At 74.1% G+C, this 15,737-nt stretch carries 10 protein-coding genes and 1 pseudogene; 7 read left to right on the top strand and 4 right to left on the bottom strand.

What is annotated here, in order from left to right:
- The first annotated feature begins 69 nt into the window (after positions 1 to 69).
- Entirely contained in the window at positions 70 to 258 is a 189-nt protein-coding gene (locus AC07AB_RS10670; RefSeq protein ID WP_478563300.1) for a ribbon-helix-helix protein, CopG family, read from the top strand.
- Positions 259 to 274: 16 nt separating this feature from the next.
- Here AC07AB_RS10670 and AC07AB_RS10665 read toward each other — a convergent pair whose 3' ends face one another.
- Positions 275 to 1,741: an NCS2 family permease gene (locus AC07AB_RS10665; protein WP_478563298.1), complete on the bottom strand. Its 1,467-nt coding sequence runs from the start codon at positions 1,739 to 1,741 to the stop codon at positions 275 to 277.
- A 274-nt stretch (positions 1,742 to 2,015) separates the two neighbouring features.
- On the opposite strand from AC07AB_RS10665, the gene AC07AB_RS10660 reads away from it, so the two are divergent.
- From AC07AB_RS10660 to AC07AB_RS10650, 3 genes are all read left to right on the top strand, one after another.
- On the top strand, positions 2,016 to 2,288 hold the full coding sequence (locus AC07AB_RS10660) for a DUF2530 domain-containing protein (RefSeq protein WP_478563296.1): 273 nt from the start codon (positions 2,016 to 2,018) through the stop codon (positions 2,286 to 2,288).
- Positions 2,289 to 2,705: 417 nt separating this feature from the next.
- Positions 2,706 to 5,093 (top strand): cation-translocating P-type ATPase, encoded by a 2,388-nt coding sequence (locus tag AC07AB_RS10655; protein ID WP_478563293.1) that lies wholly within the window; start codon positions 2,706 to 2,708, stop codon positions 5,091 to 5,093.
- Positions 5,094 to 5,274: 181 nt separating this feature from the next.
- Positions 5,275 to 5,673, top strand: a complete 399-nt coding sequence (locus tag AC07AB_RS10650; protein ID WP_478563292.1) for a hypothetical protein — start codon at positions 5,275 to 5,277, stop codon at positions 5,671 to 5,673.
- A 12-nt stretch (positions 5,674 to 5,685) separates the two neighbouring features.
- On the opposite strand, the gene AC07AB_RS10645 is transcribed toward AC07AB_RS10650, so the two are convergent.
- The 3 genes from AC07AB_RS10645 to AC07AB_RS10635 all read right to left on the bottom strand — a co-directional run bounded on the left by AC07AB_RS10645 (position 5,686) and on the right by AC07AB_RS10635 (position 12,581).
- Positions 5,686 to 7,179, bottom strand: coding sequence for a helix-turn-helix domain-containing protein (locus tag AC07AB_RS10645; protein WP_478563606.1), 1,494 nt, complete (start codon positions 7,177 to 7,179; stop codon positions 5,686 to 5,688).
- A gap of 766 nt (positions 7,180 to 7,945) precedes the next feature.
- On the bottom strand, positions 7,946 to 11,170 hold the full coding sequence (locus AC07AB_RS10640; RefSeq protein ID WP_478563603.1) for a sacsin N-terminal ATP-binding-like domain-containing protein: 3,225 nt from the start codon (positions 11,168 to 11,170) through the stop codon (positions 7,946 to 7,948).
- Between the two features lie 448 nt (positions 11,171 to 11,618).
- Positions 11,619 to 12,581 carry a DUF3027 domain-containing protein gene (locus tag AC07AB_RS10635; RefSeq protein ID WP_478563290.1) on the bottom strand — a complete coding sequence of 321 codons (963 nt, stop codon included), beginning with the start codon at positions 12,579 to 12,581 and terminating at the stop codon, positions 11,619 to 11,621.
- A gap of 515 nt (positions 12,582 to 13,096) precedes the next feature.
- Between AC07AB_RS10635 and AC07AB_RS10630 the strand changes: the two genes are divergently transcribed.
- The 3 genes and pseudogenes from AC07AB_RS10630 to AC07AB_RS10620 all read left to right on the top strand — a co-directional run.
- The gene (locus AC07AB_RS10630; RefSeq protein WP_478563287.1) at positions 13,097 to 14,500 is read left to right on the top strand and encodes an MFS transporter; all 1,404 of its coding nucleotides are present in this window, start codon (positions 13,097 to 13,099) and stop codon (positions 14,498 to 14,500) included.
- A gap of 26 nt (positions 14,501 to 14,526) precedes the next feature.
- Positions 14,527 to 15,024 (top strand): hypothetical protein, encoded by a 498-nt coding sequence (locus tag AC07AB_RS10625; protein WP_478563284.1) that lies wholly within the window; start codon positions 14,527 to 14,529, stop codon positions 15,022 to 15,024.
- A gap of 23 nt (positions 15,025 to 15,047) precedes the next feature.
- Positions 15,048 to 15,728, top strand: a pseudogene (locus tag AC07AB_RS10620) (futalosine hydrolase); the annotation flags it as partial.
- Positions 15,729 to 15,737: the final 9 nt, after the last annotated feature.

The raw sequence follows: 15,737 nt of genomic DNA, 5'->3' as shown, positions 1-15,737 counted from the left end.
TCACCCGTACGGGTGAGCACACGTGGGAAAACAACCGCCGCACCGGCCACCCACTGGACCCTGGCACCCATGGGATCAAGGGTGCTCAGCCTACGGATGGACGGCGAGCTGCTGGACCGGGTCCGGCAGCACGCCGAGAAAAGAGGAATGAGCGTCCAGGACTATGTGGTCCGGACGCTCATTCGGGACGACTTCGACGAGCGGTTCCAGCGCTCCGTCGACGCGACGGCGGCGTTCTACTCCGCCCCGCCGCCCTGACCTGCGGCTTCCTCTACTACTTCACGCCCAGCAGCTGCTCGATCGGGTTGAGCAGGAAGTAGACGAGGAAGCACGCCCCGACCACGCTCAGCAGCCACGGGATCTCCCGCGCCCGCCGGTCCGCGATCCGCAGCAGGATGAAGGCGAGCACGCCGAGCCCGATGCCGTTGGTGATGCTGTAGGTGAACGGCATCGAGATGATCGTCAGGAACGCCGGGATCGCGATGGTGAAGTCGCTCCAGTCGATCTCCCGGACGTTGGCCGACATGATCAGGAAGCCGACGACGAGCAGCGCGGGCGTCGCGGCCTGCGAGGGCACCACGGTCGCCAGCGGCGTGAAGATCAGCGCCAGCAGGAAGAGCCCGCCGGTCACGAAGTTCGCCAGGCCCGTACGGGCGCCCTCGCCGACGCCCGCCGTGGACTCCACGAAGCAGGTGTTGGCGGACGCGGAGCCGAACCCGCCGGCCGCGACCGCGACGCCGTCCACCATCAGGATCCGGCCCATGCCCGGCAGCTGGCCGCGCTCGTCCGTCAGCCCGGCCTCCTCGCCGACGCCGATGATCGTGCCCATCGCGTCGAAGAAGCCGGACAGCAGCACGGTGAAGACGAAGAGGCAGCCGGTGAGGATGCCGACCTCGTGGAAGCCGCCGAACAGGCTGATGTCGCCGACGAGCGAGAAGTCGGGCGCCCCGACGACGTTGTCCGGGACGGTCGGCACCGACAGGCCCCAGCTCGCGTCCGGGATGGTGGCGATCGAGTTGATGACGATCGCGACGACGGCCATCACGACGATGCCGATCAGGATCGCGCCGCGCACCTTGCGCACGGTCAGCACGAACATCAGCGCCAGGCCGATCACGAACACCAGCACCGGCCAGCCCTGGAGCTGGCCCCCCGCGCCCAGCCCGAGCGGAACGGTGGTGTGCGCCTTGTCCGGGTTGCGCGAGACGAACCCGGAGTCGACCAGGCCGACCAGCGAGATGAACAGCCCGATGCCGATCGCGATGGCCCGGCGCAGCCCGCCCGGGATCGCGTCCATCACGCGCTGCCGCAGCCCCGAGGCGACCAGCACCAGCAGCACCAGACCGGCCAGCACCACCATGCCCATCGCGTCCGGCCAGCTCATCTTGGGCGCGAGCTGGAGCGAGACGACGGCGTTGATGCCCAGGCCCGCGGCGCAGGCGATCGGCACATTGCCGATGGCGCCCATCAGGATGGTGGTCAGCCCCGCCATCAGGGCGGTGGCGGTGACCAGCTGCGCGTTGTCCAGCTGGTGGTGGAACTTGTCTTCCCCCGCGCCCAGGATGATCGGGTTCAGGACGATGATGTAGGCCATCGCGAAGAAGGTGGCCAGCCCGCCGCGGAGCTCACGGGAGACGGTCGAACCGCGCTGGGAGATCTTGAAGAACGCGTCGAACGGGTTCTTGGGCGGCGTCGGGAGCGGCGGCCTGGCGTCGACCGGAGCAGTGGCCGAGGGGGACATGCGGGACCTCAGTCGTATGGGCCTACGGGGAGGCGAGGGGGGCCGAGCGGGGCTGCGGGAACCGGTAGCGGAGAGCACTCCGGAGCCGAACAGACCCTCTTGGGGCGATCTTTGGATGATCAAACGAAAGAAACCAGTCAGAAACGAGCAGTTTCAGTATGAATAAACAAGCCGTCAATTGCTATCTCCGCGCGTAGACCCCTATGAACCCCCGGTTCCGGTCGCGTCCCCACCCCGGAGGGCCACCCCGACACCACCGTCTAGGCTGGAGCCCATGACGAAGTGGACCCCACGGCACGAGGCGCCTGAGCCCTACGAGGGCAATGTCGTCGCCACCATCACCGGCGGCACCATCGCGTGGTTCATCCTCTTCCTGGCCCAGCTCCCCTTCTACGGGTGGTTCCACGACAACGGACACCTGTGGTGGGTGTGGACGTGCCTGGCCGCGGCGGCGCTGGGGTTGCTGGGGATTTGGTACGTGCGCAAGCGCGACGCCGCCATCCGACGGCACCTCGCCAAGGCGGCGGAGCCGCCGCAGGGCGCCTGAGGTTCGGGGCTGCGCCCCGGAGCCTTTGTCCTCAAGCGCCGGACGGGCTGGATTTGCCTGGGCGCAGGGCCGCCTGAGTGTGCGGGCACAAACGTCCTCAAACGCCGGACCGGCTGAACGGGCTGAGCCCAGATGTCCTCGAAACGCCGGACCAGCTGGATTGCCCAGGCTCAGGACCACCTGAGTGCGCGGGCACAAGCGTCCTCAAACGCCGGACCGGCTGAATGGGCTGGGCCCAGGTGTCCTCGAACCGCCGGACCGGCTGTATTGCCCGGGCCTGGGGGCCTCGCGTGCCGGAGCGGCTGGAATTGTCGGTGGATGCCTTCCGTCGCTGGACGGTTGATGAGACGTCTGCCACGCCGCCCAGCGCGTATATCCAAGGGGTGAACCTGACGTGAGCCCCGTACCGTCGTTGGCATGACCGATCCGGCGCAGACCGCAGTCGAAGAGCCCGTACCGCCGTCCGCGCACCCCGGGCTGACCACCGCACAGGTGGCGGAGCGGGTCTCCCGCGGCGAGGTCAACGACGTACCGGTCCGCTCCTCCCGGTCCACCTCGGAGATCGTCCGCGCCAACGTCTTCACACGCTTCAACGCCATCATCGGCGTCCTCTTCCTGATCATCCTGGTCGTCGGCCCCATCCAGGACGGCCTCTTCGGCTTCGTGATCGTCGCCAACACGGCGATCGGCATCATCCAGGAACTGCGCGCCAAGAAGACCCTCGACAGCCTCGCCGTCATCGGCGAGGCCAAGCCCACCGTCCGGCGGGACGGCACGGCCGCCGCCATCCCCACCGGCGAGATCGTCCTCGGCGACACCATCGAGCTCGGCCCCGGCGACAAGTGCGTCGTCGACGGCGAGATCCTGGAGGCCGACGGGCTGGAGATCGACGAGTCGCTGCTGACCGGCGAGGCCGACCCGGTGCTCAAGAAGCCCGGCGACAAGGTGATGTCCGGCTCCTTCGTCGTCGCGGGCGGCGGCGCGTTCGCCGCCACCAAGGTCGGCCGCGAGGCGTACGCCGCGCAGCTCGCCGAGGAAGCCTCCCGCTTCACGCTCGTCCACTCCGAGCTGCGCACCGGCATCAGCCAGATCCTCAAGTACGTGACCTGGATGATGGTCCCGACCGCGATCGGCCTGATCGTCAGCCAGCTCGTGGTGCAGAACCACGACTGGCGCGAGGCCGTCCGCCGGGTGATCGGCGGCATCGTCCCGATGGTCCCCGAGGGCCTGGTGCTGCTGACCTCCGTCGCCTTCGCCATCGGCGTCATCCGGCTCGGCCGCAAGCAGTGCCTGGTGCAGGAGCTGCCCGCCATCGAGGGGCTGGCCCGCGTCGACGTCGTCTGCCTCGACAAGACCGGCACCCTCACCGAGGGCGGCATGGACGTCACGGAGCTGCGCCCCCTCGACGGAGCGAAGGAGCCGTACGTACACCAGGTGCTCGGCGCCCTCGGCCAGTCCGACCCCCGGCCCAACGCCTCCCTCCAGGCCATCATCGACGCCTACCCCGCAGCCGACGGCTGGCGCTCCACCGAGGCGCTGCCCTTCTCCTCCGCCCGCAAGTACAGCGGCGCCGCGCTGAGCGGCCCGGACGGCGAGTCCAGCACCTGGCTGCTGGGCGCCCCCGACGTCCTGCTGCCGGACGGCGACGCGTCCCTGGCCGAGATCGACGACCTCAACGCGCAGGGGCTGCGGGTGCTGCTCCTGGCCCGTACGGAACGGGGGCTGGACGACCCCCGGGTCGCGGACGGCGTACGGCCCACCGCGCTGGTCATTCTGGAGCAGCGGCTCCGCCCGGACGCCGCCGAGACCCTGAGCTACTTCGCCGAGCAGAACGTCGCGGCGAAGGTCATCTCCGGCGACAACGCCGTCTCGGTCGGCGCCGTCGCCGGCAAGCTCGGCATGAGCGGCGCGGAGAACCCCGTCGACGCCCGGCGGCTGCCCGCCGACCGGGACGAGATGGCGGCCGTGCTGGAGGACGGCGCGGTCTTCGGGCGCGTGAGCCCCCAGCAGAAGCGGGACATGGTGGCCGCCCTCCAGTCGCGCGGCCACATCGTCGCGATGACGGGCGACGGCGTCAACGACGTGCTGGCGCTCAAGGACGCCGACATCGGCGTCTCGATGGGCTCCGGCTCCGAGGCGACGCGGGCCGTCGCCCAGATCGTGCTGCTGAACAACAGCTTCTCGACGCTGCCGTCCGTGGTGGCGGAGGGCCGCCGCGTCATCGGCAACATCACGCGCGTCGCCACCCTCTTCCTGACCAAGACGGTCTACTCCGTGCTGCTGGCGGTCCTGGTCGTCTGCTCCCAGGTCCCCTACCCCTTCCTCCCCCGCCACCTGACGCTGCTGTCCACGCTGACCATCGGCGTGCCCGCCTTCTTCCTGGCGCTGGCCCCCAACAAGGAACGCGCCCAGCCGCACTTCGTCCGCCGGGTGATGCGCTACTCCGTGCCCGCCGGCGCCATCGCGGGCGTCGCCACCTTCGCCGCCTACCTCCTGGCACGGCACTACTACACCGGGCCGGGCGCCCTCGACGCCGAGACGAGCGTCGCGACGCTGACGCTCTTCATCGTCTCCATGTGGGTCCTCGCGATCATCGCCCGCCCCTACACCTGGTGGCGCGTCGGGCTGGTCCTGGCGATGGCGGCGGGGTTCCTGATCGTGCTCGTCACGCCGTGGCTCCAGACGTTCTTCGCCCTCAAGCTCGTCGGCACGACCATGCCGTGGGCCGCCGTCGGCATCGCGGCGGCCGGCTCCGCGGTGCTGGAGGTCACCTGGCGGTGGGTGGGGCGTCGGTTCCCGGTCTAGAGCAACGCCATTACGGAACGTGGCCAATCACTCCGAAGGGTGACCGGCGGGGGTCTTCGTCGTTGGCCGGAGTGCGGCCCGGGTATTCCGTGGCGCGGTCTGGCTGCTGCTCGTCGGGCAGTCCCCCGCGGGTCGCACCGATCTGACGCGCGTACGGGAGCTGCTGGCCGCGCCCGGCGGCATGGCGGAGATCTTCCACACCTTCAACCTCGCCCTCGCGCTGGCCGTGGAGGCCGCCACCGACGATCTGCGCGCCCTGGCCCGGCGGGCGGCCGGCGATCCGCGCGCCGACTACCGCGAAGCCCTCTCCCCGGTCGTCGAAGCCCTCGCGCACCTGACCGCGGGCCGCCCCCGGGCGGCGGTCGGGCTGCTCACGGCGCTCGGCGAAGAGGCGGAGCGGATCGGCGGGGTGCGGGTGGAACGGGAGATCATCCAGGACACCCTGGCCCGCGCCCTGGCCGACACCAGCGAGCACGTCCGCGCGGCGGACCTGCTGCACCACCGCACCGCGACCCGCCGCCACCACACGTACGAGCGGCTTCTCGCCGAGGCGCGGACCGCCCCCGCCCCCGCCCCATAAAAGCGAACGGTCTCAGGTCCGGGCGTCCGTCAGGCCCACGGCCCGGAAGGCCAGCCAGAGGTCGTGGCGCGCGCTCGGGGCGTGCAGCAGGGAGCGCTCCAGCAGCGCCTCCAGGCGGGTCAGCCGCTTGCGCGCGCCGGGGACGGAGATACCCAGTTCGGCGGCGGTCCGGCTCAGTTGGGCGTCGTGCTCCAGCCAGGTGCGGAGCGTGGCCGACGGGTCGGCGGGGCAGCCCTCGGAGGTCAGCGGGCGCAGCTGGATACGGGCCCAGCGCTGGACGGCGGGCCGTGCCAGCAGCTCGTCGAGGGTGCGGGCGGGCGCGGTGTCCGGGCCGCCCGGCCGGTGGTCCGGCAGCGGTACGGGCGCGGCGTGCACGCGCAGGGCCAGCGCGAGCGCGGACTGGTCGGCGAGCCGGTCGAGGTCCATGCCGAGCAGCTGCCCGATCAGCCGCAGCCGGGCGGCGAGGGTGTTGCGGTGAATCTTGAGATGGGCGGTGGCCCGGGAGAAGAACGCGAGCCAGGAGGAGGCCGTCGCGATCAGCTCCTGGCCGCTCGGGTCCTGGGGCCGCTTGGGGGCGTGCGAGGTCAGCGGGGCCAGCAGCTCCCGGGCCCAGGGCGTCGCCACGCCGCCCGCCACGAGGGCCAGCTCGGGGGCGGCCCCGAAGCTCGCGTACCGGTCGGTGTGGCCGCGGGCGATGGCGAGGGCGTGGAACGCCTGCGCGTAGCCGACGGCCGTCTCCCGCAACGGCACATCGTCGCTGACCCCGACGGCGCAGTCGCCCGCCATGGAGGTCAGCGCCCGGTCGAGCGGCCCGGCGGCACCGGGCGGCGGGGGCGTCAGGGCGATCACATGGCCGGAGTAGACGGGGCACCGCACCACCCAGGCGCGCCCCTCGGAGGCGTCCGCGCACATCCGCACCACGTCGTCGCGCCGCCCCGGCGGGCACTCGGCCACGTACACCCGCATCAGGTCGGGCAGGTTCGGCCGCAGCGCGCCCGCGATCTGGTGGGCGGTGGTGAGCTGCCCGATCATCAGCAGGTGCAGCACCGCCTCGCGGCTGCGGGCCTCCGCGAGATCCACCCGCCGCCGCTTGCGCTCGGCGCTCTCCGCCTCCCAGCACAGGGCCAGCGGCAGGGTGACATCGGCGAGCAGCACGGAGAGCCGGTCGGGCAGCGGACCGGCCACCACGACGCCGAGCGCCAGGCCCCGCTGGTGCCGCGACCCGCCGAGCGCTAAGAGCACGGCCGTCTCCGCGTCCCCGTCCAGGGTCACGGAACGCAGCCCGCGGTCCATCAGCTTCCGCGCCGCTCCGGCCGCCAGGGCGGTGGCCTGCCCCCCGGACGCGCCGCGTCCGATGCCGTCGCCGGGTCTTATCGCGGGGCGGTGGTGCATGGCGGCGCACAGCACGGTGCCGGAGGCGTCGAGCAGCCCCGCCCAGCCGCCGGCCCGCGCGGCGAGCCACCGCAGCAGCGCCCGGGTTCCGCCGGAGCGCGCCAGCCGCTGCATCCGCAGCACGTCCTCGGCCCGTTCCAAGCTCCAGCGCGCCGCTATGGCGCCGCCGGTGTCCGAACTCTCCCGCGTCTGCACCCGACCTCCCGATGTTGGTGAATGTGGCTTCTGAAACCTGTGGCACGCCCCGCAGTGCAAGGTGAACCTCGTCGCCGTGCCCGCGGCGCCCTAGGGTCGTGAGCCAGGTGATCCGGCCGCCGGAGCCGGCCCACAGTGGCTTACGGGGGTGGTCACCGCGGCCCGAGACCCACGGCGCTGGATCGCCTTGAAGGGGCGCGGGGCCGAACACCTGGGGCGTGTGGTGAACAGGGAACACCACACGCCCACAGGGCTGTTCACTGCCCGTACAGACGTACACGGGTGCGCCGGTCGACGCAACGGCGGGGTACGAGCGGGGAGTACGAGCGGGGTACGGGTCCGACCGCGGGGGCCCGGGCGGGCGCGGGGGCGAAGCGCGGGCCGAGGCGGGCGGAGCCCAAGCCGGTACGGACCGGGCAGGCCCGCAGCCGAAGCGGAGAGCGAGCCGGGCAAACGCGAGGGCGAAGCCGGTACGGACCGGGCAAGCCCAGGGCCGAATCCGGCACTAACCGGGCAGGCCCGCAGCCGAAGCCCGAGCTGAGCAGAAAGGCGCGGGCCCGAAGCCGACCAGGCAGTCCCGGAGCCGAAACCGCAGCGAACCAGGCGCGCCCGCAGCCAGGGCGGGGATCCGGGGCGGGGATCCGGGACGGGGATCAGGCCCCCGCCCCGCCCCCGCGCAGGGCCTCTAGTCGAACCAGCGGGCCTCGGCCAGCTCCTCCGTCCGGGACGGGTCCTCCAGCAGCGCCGCCGCCTCGAAGCGCCGGCTCCACTGACCCGCCGCCCACGCCAGGCCCGCCGCGACGCCCTCCAGCGTCGAGGCGTGCAGCACCTCGTCCGGACCGTGGCGCCAGTCCAGTTCGACGCCCTCGACCATCAGCTCCTCGTGCTCGATGTACGAGTCCGGCGCGCCCGGCAGCAGCACCCGCACCCCTGCCGGCACCCCGCGCCGCTCGCCGCCACCGGGCACGGGGGCGGTGAACTCCTCGCTCAGCCGCCGCACTTGCAGCAGCTCCGCGAGGTCCGCCGCCAGCGCGGGCCGTACGGGCAGCAGCGCCCGGCCCTCCGTCAGGGGCAGCAGGTCCGGGGCGTCGGCGATCAGCGCCTCGGCCGCGTCCACGACCCGCACCTCGCCGTCGACGACGGCCCGCAGCTCGTCGGGGAGCGTGACCTGCTCGGGGTCGAGGGCGGCCAGCGCGCCGTAGATGCCGTGCAGCTGGGCCTCGCCCACCCGCAGCCGGCTGTCCGCCAGCCGCGCCAGCAGTTCGGCCGCGCCGCCGGGCTCGTCCAGGAGGGAGGCCAGGGAGGTCCGTACGCCCAGGGCCCGCAGCACCTGTTCGTCGCGACTCTCACCAAGGAGGGCGTCGGCGTCGGCGGCCTCGTACAGCCCCGCCAGCAGCGGGTCGCCGCCCGCGGCCCGCAGGCCGGCCGGGCGCCGTCCGTCCAGCACGGGGTGGCCGCGCAGCCACCACGCCGCGTACGGCCGCACCGACTCCGTGGTGCCGTCCGGCAGCAGGACCCGTACGGGCGCGGTCAGCGCGTCCCGCAGCGGCGGCCGGGCGAGCATCCGCAGCGCCAGCGGCCACGCGTCGTCGTCGACCAGGTCCAGGTCCCGTACGGCCACGATCTCGGTGGCCACCGGGGGCACCGCCGTCTGCGGCAGCCCGTCCAGCACGTCCTCGCACCACACGTCGACGGCGTCCAGCAGCCCGGCGTCGTCCGGCTCCGCGAAGTCGCCGTCGCGGGGCTCCAGTTCGTCGGGGTCCAGGACGACGTCGGTGGCCCGTACGAGGGCGAAGGTGGCGAGCACCCCCACCGCGGTGAGCGGCTGCTCCCCCCACCGCTCGGCCAGCTCCGCGTCGCAGGCGGCCAGTTCGCCGTCCCGTACGACCTGCTCGAACGGGCTGCCCGGCAGCACGAGTTCACCGGCCGGGGCCGGCTCCCCGTCCTCGTCGGGCAGCGCCAGCGCCGCCAGCCACGGCTCGTCGCCGGGGGCCAGGTGCGCGTCGCGTACGAGCGCCAGCACGGTCTCCGCGAGCTCCTCGCCGCTCAGCGCGTCGCCTTCGAGGAGCCCATAGGCGTCCTCGTCCGCGTCCAGCGAGTTCGCGACCGCCGCCCGCACCTGGGGCGTCCTCAGCACGGCGCGCGGGGACGCGGGGACCGCGCCCAGCTTCTCCAGCAGCGGGTGCGCGGCGTCGGGGTGCGCGACCTTCAGGCCGAGCCGGGCGAGCGTCTCGTGGCGCGCCCCCTCGTCGGCGCCCGGCAGCAGCACCTGCCGGGGGCCGATCGTCGTACGGCCGTCCGCGAGCGGCACCGGCAGCCCCGACAGCCGGTCCGGGTCGACCCCGGCCAGCGAGTCGTACAGTCGCCGCCACCAGGCGGGGTCCCGCTCGACGCCCGCCAGCCGGTCGACCATCTCCCCCAGCGGCACCCGCTCCACCCCGAGTACCCGCAGCTCCACGCGCCGCTCCAGACCGGCGGGCAGCAGGCTGGGGAAGAGCTCGGCCAGCACGGCGACGGTCCCGGCCCCGGCGCCCTCCACGATCTCGGCGTCGACGGCCCGCAGTACGTGCGCGCCCTCGGCCGGTCCGGTGAGCGCGGTGGGATCGTCCCAGTCGGGTCCGGCGTCCTGAGCGCGGTCCGCCGCCGGGTCGTCGTCCTGTTCCGCGGCCGCGCTCGGCAGGAACGGGACCCGCGGCAGCCGCTCCAGCAGCAGGCGGCGCAGCTCACCGTCCAGTTCGCCCTTGCCCAGGGGGCCGGGCACCAGGTCGATGGTGCCGGTGCCGACCGGCTGCCAGTCGCCCAGCAGGGCCGCGTACCCCTCGGCCGCCCGCGCCACCAGAAAGTCCGTCAGCGCGCCGGGCGCGGTGCGGCGGCGGGTGGGCTCCAGCGGGAACGAGGCGATGAGCAGGGCCGGCAGGCCCAGCGGCTCGTCCGTCGGCGTCGGCGCGTGGAGCACCTGCGCGGTGTCCGGCCGTACGGGCGCGCCGTCGGCGCCCACCGGCACCGCCCACGTCACCGACCAGTTCGGGCGCAGCCGCTCCTCCACCGGGCGGTCGGCGAGCAGCGGCGCGTCCAGCGCGCCGCCGGTGCGCGCCACGCGCCAACGGGCGGGTGCGATGCGGGCGCTGTCCTCGATGACGGTGTACGGGCCGTCCGTACGGCGCGTCACCGTCCGTACGCCGTCGGCCGTCTCCACGACGACCTCGGACAGCCCCGGCAGCGCCAGCAGCAGCGCGTCGTCCAGGCCCGCCAGGAGACGCGCCGTCAGATCCTCGGCCGCGCCGTCCCGCAGCGGCAGGACGACGACGGTGTCGTACCCCTCGGGCGCGGAGCCCTCGGCCGGCAGGGGCAGCCGCAGCAGCGGCACATGGCCGTCGCGGCGGCGGATCTCCGTGCCGAGCCCGGGGGCCGCCGCGGCGGCGTCCGCCGCGATCAGCCGCGCCTCCGCGAGCGAGAACCGGACGCCGCCCGAGCGGCCCACCACGGCGGGCTCGTCGCTGACGGCGAGCACGGCCGAGAAGCCGACGCCGAACCGCCCGACGGCGCCGCCGTCGCCGCCCTCGGCCGCGTCCCGCTTCGCGGAGGCCCGCAGCGTGGACAGCGATTCCACGCCGTCGGCGTCGAGCGGGGCGCCGGTGTTGGCGGCGGCCAGCACGGCGTGCGCGCCGTCCTGTCCGGGGTGCAGCGTCAGCCGCAGCCGGCCGGGCACCCCAGCCCGGGCGGCGGCGTCGGCGGCGTTCTGCGCCAGTTCGACGACGAGCCGGTCGCGGTAGCCGCCGAGGGACAAGTCCTCCTCGGCGTTGGCGTCCTCACGGAACCGCGCGGGCGACGCCGCCCAGGCGTCCAGCACCCCGCGCCGCAGCCGTCCGGTCCCGAACGGGTCCGCGCCCTCGTCCACGCCTCGTACCATCGCCGCGCCGCTCACGTGTCGTCTCCCCTGCTAGCCCCGCACCAATTTGCCGCCGCACTACCTGCCGCGAAACGTACAGCGCTTCCGCCCTTGGCTGCTCTCCACGTCCCCCGTCCGCAAACGGACCGGGGCGGCGGCGCCGGTCGAGCGGTCAGGAAAGTCCGGGGCGGCACCGCGCCCGTACGGCCCCGACTGAGCGGCCGTGGAAGCCCGGACCGCGAGGGGCGCGGGGAACGGGCCGCGGTCGGCCCCGCCGTCCCAGGATCATCACCTTGCCCCGTAAAGGGCGCGGGAACCGCGCGGTCGGCCGCGAACGGCCTGGGGCGGACCGACCACACCGGCCGACCAACCACACCGGCCGACCGGCCGCACAGCCGTCCGCGGCCGTGCGATGAAGCCGACCGGCCGCGATAAAGCCGGCCGGCCGCACGGCCGCGCGGCTACGCGATCAGGAGTGGCCCAGCTCCTCCGCCGGAGCGTCCGGCTCGACCGAGCCGCTCGTGCGGTCCGGCCGCAGCGGCATCGGGTCGACCAGCGTCTCGTCGATCACCGGAGCCGCCGGCCGCGACGGCCTCGGCATGACGGCCGCCTCCGAGTGCCCTCCGCAGCCGAAGCCCAGGGAGACGACGTGCCCGTCCGCCGGCCCGAATTCGTTGGCGCACACGCCGAACGCCTGTAGCAGCGACCCCGCCAGCGGCACGAGGAAGCCGCAGCTCTCGCAGGAGGCCGGGGCCGCCTGCGCCATCGGCGTCTTGGCGCCGTACGTCTCGTCCCAGCGGTCGGCGGCGGCGTGCAGCCCGTACCGGGACAGGACCCGCGCCCGGCGCATGCCGAGCTCCTCGGCGACGGCGGCGATGCTGCCGCGCTCCGTCCTGGCCGCCGGTGCGGCGGGCGCCGGCTCGGCGGGGGCTTCCGCGGGCGGGCCCGGGGTGAGTTCGGCGTCCTCGGCATCCGCGAGGTCGGTCAGGCTCCGGCCCGCCGTGGCCTCGTCCGCGAGGACGGAGCTCGGCGGCGGCGCGTCCTCGCCGGAGAACCCGGGCTCCAGCCGCAGGTCGTCGGCGTCGGTCGGCAGCAGGTCGCCCGGGCCCATGTCGCCGGGGCGCAGCCGCTCGCTCCACGGCACCCATTCGGGGGCGAGGAGCGCGTCGGGGCCGGGCAGCAGGACGGCCTCGTCCAGGGTGACGGTCTTCGACCGCGACGCGCGGGCGACGGTCACCGCCCAGCGCCACCCCCGGTATCCGGGCTCCTGGCACGCGAAGAAGTGCGTGACGACGCGGTCTCCCTCGGCGGCGACATCCACGTGCTCGCCGACCATTCCGGGGAGCGCGGCCTCCTCGGCCGCCGCACGGGCCAATTCGACCGCCTCGGCGCACTGGCGGTCAGGGGTCCGGCTTCGCATCGCAGCACTCACAGGATCGATTCTCTCTTCCACGCCGTCTCACGAGTGCGCCGGCCGTACGGCCGGGTCGGCGGACGGAGCGGACCTCAGGACCGCGTCAACGTCCGCGCCCGATCGGTCAGGGGCGCACCTTGTATGACCCATTCTGCGGGATCGAGACTCGGCGCGCGGCCAAGAACGACCGCCGGTGGCGCGCTACGCACGCTACCCCGCTCCAGCATGCCGGGGATACCCGGGCTGCGGCGAGCCTCACATCCGTATGCGGCCGGGCCCGGCGACCGTGCTCCGGGGCCGGGCCGTATCCGCCCGGCGCGGCCCGAGTGACCTGGTGGAGATCTCCCCGTGCCCGACCCGATATGGAAAGGACACCCGCGAGGGGCCGGGCGGACGGCCGGAGGGGGACGCCCGGCGGATTCCGGGCGCACCCCGGGCGCACTCCCGGTGACCGGGCGGCGAATGCCGGCGTCCTGACCGAACAGATAGCGGGAACGCGCCATCTTCCCTGTGTCTTGGGGCAGTATGGCGTGGTGGGAGCCATTCAGTCCGCTCATGGCAGCCCGCTCCGCCGCGCGGGACGGGCAGCCGGTCACGCCCTGCGCGCGCCCTTCACCGGCGCCGGCCGTTCCATCAGACGGGCGACGCACGCCCACGGCGCGGGCGAGTCCGGCCTCGGCAAGCTGATCGAGTTGCACGCGGTGCACTCGGCCGGCGACATGCTGATCACCGTCGCGCTGGCCTCCACCGTCTTCTTCTCCGTCCCCACCGACCAGGCCCGCGGCCGGGTGGCCCTGTACCTGGCCGTCACGATGGCCCCCTTCATCCTGCTCGCCCCCGTGATCGGCCCGCTCCTGGACCGCCTCCCGCACGGCCGCCGGGCCGCCATGGCGAGCGCGATGCTGACCCGCGCGCTGCTCGCGCTGACCATGACGGGCGCGGTGGTGAGCGGCAGTCTGGAGCTGTATCCGGCGGCGCTGGGCGTGCTGGTGGCCTCCAAGGCGTACGGCGTCGTGCGGTCCGCGGTCGTGCCGCGCCTCATGCCGCCGAAGATCTCCCTGGTCAAGGCGAACTCCCGGGTGACGCTCGGCGGCCTGCTGGCCACCGGGGCGGCGGCCCCGGTGGGCGCGGGGCTGCATCAGATCGGGGCGGCCTGGCCGCTGTACGGGGCCTGTGTGCTCTTCATCATCGGCATGGTCCTGTCGTTCTCGCTGCCCCACAAGGTCGACTCGGCGAAGGGCGAGGCGCGGGCCCGCCTCACCACCCGCGAGCACCGGCCCCCACGAGCCCCCTCGCTGCCCGGGCGGGGCCGGCGGGAGCAGCCGCGGCGGCCGCGGCCGCTCGGGCTGCGTACGGTCGGCTCGTCCGTACTGCACGGCTTGCAGGCCAACAGCGCGCTGCGGATGCTCTCCGGCTTCCTCACCTTCTTTCTGGCGTTCATGCTGCGCGAGCATCCGCTGAGCGGGCTGAGTCCGGCCGTCTCGCTGGGCGTCGTCGCCGTCGCGGCGGGCGGCGGGAACGCGCTCGGCACGGCCATCGGGGCGCTGCTGCGCTCGCGCGCCCCGGAGTCGATGATCGCGCTGGTGCTGACGGCGGCGCTGACCGCGGCCGTCGTCGCGGCCGTCCTCTACAGCCCCGTGGCGCTCACCGTCGTGGCCGCGACGGCGGGCATCTCGCAGGCGCTCGGCAAGCAGTCGCTGGACTCGATGATCCAGCGCGATGTGCCGGAAGAGGTCCGTACGTCCGCGTTCGCGCGCTCCGAGACGCTGCTCCAGATGTCGTGGGTGGTGGGCGGGGCGATCGGCATCCTGCTGCCGCTCAACGGAGTGCTCGGCATGTCGGTCGCCGCGGCGGTCATCGCGCTGGGCGTGGCCGCTTCCGTACGGGGCCTGCTGACCGCCGCCCGGCGCGGCACGCCGCACCCCCGCGTGGCGTGAGCGGAGGCGACCGATAACCTGCCCGCATGACCGCTCTGTTTTCCCGGGGTAAGGGCCGCCGCGCCGCTGCCGCCGTCGGTGCCGTGACCTTGGGGCTTGTCGCCCTTACCGCCTGCGACAAGCCGACGCCGCTGGCCACGGTGACCGTCGGCTCGAACACTGTGACCTCCGAGGCCACCGCCGGCTGCTTCGGCGACGGCAAGGCGCTCGCCAAGTCCGTGATGGAGAAGTGCCTGTCGAAGAAGGACGGCAAGACCGTCAAGGTCGACGCCGGCGCGAAGGTGCGCATCGGCGTCGAGCCGAAGATCGCCGACACCGGGTGGGTCGTGGTCGCGGGCGGGCCGGTCATGCCGGAGCCCACCAAGAACACGTACCGCACCTTCGACGCGGCCGACCTCTTCACGCAGAAGAACCAGATGGGCCAGGCCACCCTGATGGACAAGGTCACCGTCACGGTCATCGAGCTCGGCAAGGGCGAGGCCAAGGGCATGTGGCACTTCAACCTGGAGCGCAACGGCTCCTGACGCGACCCGAGGGTTACCAGCTGATGCGCGTACTCGTCGTCACCGCCGTCCCCGCCGAGCGCGACGCGGTCGCACGCGGCGCGTCGTCCGCCGGGGACCCCGTGGAGACCGCCGTGCCGGGCGGGGTGCTGCACCGGGTGCACCGCCCCGCCGGGACGGTCGTCGACGTGCTGGCGGCGGGCGTGGGCCCGGGCGCCGCCGGGGCCGGGGCCGCCGCCGCGCTGACCGCCGCCGCGCTCCGCTCGGAACCGTACGGCCTCGTGCTGTCCGCCGGCATCGGCGGCGGCTTCCAGCCCGCCGCGCCCGTCGGCTCGCTGGTGGTCTCGGACGCGATCATCGCCGCCGACCTGGGCGCCGAGACGCCCGAGGGGTTCCGCTCCACGACCGAACTGGGCTTCGGGACCGTGGCCCACCGGGCGCCGGAACACCTTGTACGGGCCGTGGCCGAGGCGACGGGCGCCGTGCCCGGCACGGTGCTCACCGTGTCGACCGCGACCGGTTCCGCCGAGCGCGCCGCCGAGCTGGCGGCCCGTCACCCGGGGGCGCTCGCCGAGGCGATGGAGGGGTTCGGCGTCGCCGAGGCCGCCGCCGCGCACGGCGTGCCCGCGCTGGAACTGCGGGCCGTCTCCAACCCGGTGGGCCCCCGGGACCGCGCCGCCTGGCGGATCGGGGAGGCCCTGGGCGCGCTGCGGCTCGCCTTCGGCCGACTGGCG

Source organism: Streptomyces sp. NPDC044033, assembly GCF_056434425.1.
Note: the sequence above shows the minus strand (reverse complement) of the source record. Positions and strands in the feature narration are given on the sequence as shown.